Origin of the sequence: Oceanivirga salmonicida, assembly GCF_001517915.1 — a bacterium.
GTDB lineage: Bacteria > Fusobacteriota > Fusobacteriia > Fusobacteriales > Leptotrichiaceae > Oceanivirga > Oceanivirga salmonicida.
Map to the genome: position 1 here is coordinate 1 of NZ_LOQI01000106.1, position 3,109 is coordinate 3,109.

A 3,109-nucleotide genomic window follows, 5' to 3' on the forward strand; every position below is an offset into this window, starting at 1 on the left:
ATTGTAGTCTACATTTATTCCTATTTCAGTATCATTTTTCTTTACATTTATGTTTGCTCCATTTGTTCCTGCTAATATACTAAATCCTGATATATCTTTTTCTTCTATTCCCTTATTTTCTTCTTTTTCTACTTTCTTTACTTTAATATTTAATTTCTTTGCTTTTAATTCATTATCATCATAAGTTACTCCTAGGTGTTTTTGTCTTTCATAAGATAATCTTGCATCTCCACTTACTTTTTGTGTTATTATATCATATCTTACTCTTCCCCCTACTTCTACACTATTTGTTAGACTTTTATCTATATTCTTTCCTTGTTTTAATAATAGTTTTTCTCCGTATATATTTATTTCATCTGCTACTAACTTTTGATTTGTTAACTCTACATTGTTTTTAGCATCTAATGTTATATTCTTTGCTTCTAAACTTCCTTTATTACTTAATACTTTATCTATCTTTGAATCTTTATGGTGTATACTTGCTTCTGCTTCTACATAAGCTTCTACTAGGTTTAATGGATTTCCTTTACTTATTATTCTATTAACATTATGTGAACTACTTAGCATACTTTTTAGATTTCCAAATTTTGATAAAGCATTTGCTGCATGATTTTGTTCTCCTGGTGTTACTATATCTGCTATATTATCTACTATACTTAATAATGTTGAATTTACTCCTGTTTCTAATTTTAACTTAAATCCATTATTTTGTTCTTGCCCTTTTATTAATGTCTTTGTATCTTTTAAGTATATATTATTTCCTTTTATTAATATATTTTCTTTAGCTTTCATATCTGCACTTGATGATATATCTTCTAAAGCTTTTATTTCTATATTCTTTGCTATTATATTTGATTTATTACTATAATCAAAAGCTGTATCACTCTTTGTATTATCATATTCTAAATTTATACCTACATTAACTCCTCTTTTTGTTCCTGCTTCTGCTTTTATTCCTAATTCTAATTCATTAGATACTTTTGTTTCATTCATCTTGTTACGAGCTTCATCTATGTATACATTCTTTCCTATTATACTTGCTTTTTCATCTGCTAATATATTAGAACCTTTTATATGTATATCATCACCACTTAACTGTATATTCTTACCTAGTATAACTGAACTTACTACTTGATTATCTACTAATTTTTTATCTAAATCTTTGTACTTGTATGCTAATTTTAAACTTGCTTTTCTTTCTCTTGTCTTTTCAACTTTAATAATAGGTTCTTCTTCTTTTCCATCTGCTTTGGCTTTTGCTCTAGCTTCTGCTTCTGCCTTTGCTTTCTTTTCTGCTTCTTTTCTTTCCTTTGGTGTTTTAGGTCTTTCATAGTTTTCAGCTTTTGCCTCAATTTTATTTATCTTTTCTTTTGTTATATCTACTACTGTTTTTATATCTTCTTTAATATTTAATTTCTTTGAATCTAATAATATATTTCCATTTGCTATTATATCTGTTGCTTTTAATGTTACCTCATCTGCTTTTATTAATACATTTTGTCCTACTAACTTACTTTTTAAATAATTTTCACTAAGTAATTTTTGGCTTTTAAATTCTCCTTGTTTTCTTGTTATATTCTCTATTTTACTTACCGATATATCTCCTATTGATTCTAATTTCTTAGTTTTAATATTTAATTGATTATCTGCTATTAATCCTCCATTTTTTAATCTTATATCATCACTTTCTATTGATATATTAGTATGATGCAAACCAAAATTATCTACATTTAATTTATCTGTTCTTAAATATAGATTTGATAATTTACCTTCTACTATCTTGTCTTGCCCATGACCTTTAAAGTTTGATTCTTTTGTTTCTAATACTATTTCTTTTCCTATTAATTCTGAATTAGGAAGATACAAGTCTACATTATCTATTTTATTGCTTTCATTTAATTTTCTTTCATATATTGCAGTATTATCATAAAGACAACCTTCACAAGAATTTAAACTTTTAGTAGTTAATTTTTCTATACCATCTTGAAAAATGAATTCTTCTTTTTTTACACTTGATATATTATTAAATACTTTTGTTTTAATTACATTAGAATTTTCTGCTTTTATTATACTATCCTTATTAGTTATATTATCTTCTATTTCTAGTTTAATATCAGTTCCACTCAATTCAGATAGTTTTACTTTTTGACCTACTACTTCATAACCTGCTGTTAAAGTTTTTATTTCTTTACCATCACGATTAATTAAAAATCCTGTCTTTATTACTATATCCTTATGAAAATCTCTAAAGTTTTTATCATAACCTTCACCAAATTTACTGCTAAAATAGTCTAAAATCCCTTTTTGAAATTCTTCTGTTGTTTTCCCTGAAAGTAATTTACTTCTTGTTATTCTACCCCAATTGTAGAATTTCCATGCTTCTAGTGCTTTTTCATCATATACTTTGCCATCTTTATCTTTCCATATCTTTTTTAACTTACCAAAGTCTTCNNTCTAATTTTTTGGCTTTTATGTATAAATATTTTTCTGCACTTATCTTTGAACCATTACTATTTAATACTTTATCATCTGCTTCTAATATTATATTTCTACCTTTTAAATTTTTTCCTTCTTCATTTAATATGTTTTTAGCTTTTATGTATAGTCTTTTATCTGCTTTTATCTTTTCTTCATTTTTAAAGTCATCTTCTAATGTTATATATGTCTTTTTACTATTTATCTTATCATATTTAATTTCTTTTGCTTTTATTCTTGTCTTATTAGCATTTATACTTTTAACTCCAATTCCTGAATTTGTCGCTACTATTGTTACTCTATCTGCATGGATTGAACCTACTATATCTGCACTTATTGGTATTCCTTTTTCACCTGCTTTTGTTTCTACTAATAACTTTTTAGCTTTTACGTCTCCTTGTACCTTTAATATCTTTGCCTTTATATTAAATCTTTCTACGTCTGTTGTATCTAAATCACTTAGTGATAATACTTCTCCTTTTGGTTTAGAATATTCTAACTTTCCATCATTATCTTTTACTTTAGAAGTTGTTAGGGTCATATTATGTATATTTATGAAATTAGCTCCATCTACTGTTATTCCATTTTCATTTGATAATATTACTGATAAATCGTTTTTACTTAGAGCTTCTAT

2 protein-coding genes are annotated in these 3,109 nt (G+C 25.5%); both read right to left on the reverse strand.

The window, feature by feature from the left end:
* A partial coding sequence (locus tag AWT72_RS08285) for a hypothetical protein (protein WP_156413121.1) occupies nucleotides 1-2,127 on the reverse strand: 2,127 nt, incomplete at its 3' end.
* Nucleotides 2,128-2,437: 310 nt separating this feature from the next.
* On the reverse strand, nucleotides 2,438-3,109 hold the full coding sequence (locus tag AWT72_RS10090) for a two-partner secretion domain-containing protein (protein WP_082680601.1): 672 nt from the start codon (nucleotides 3,107-3,109) through the stop codon (nucleotides 2,438-2,440).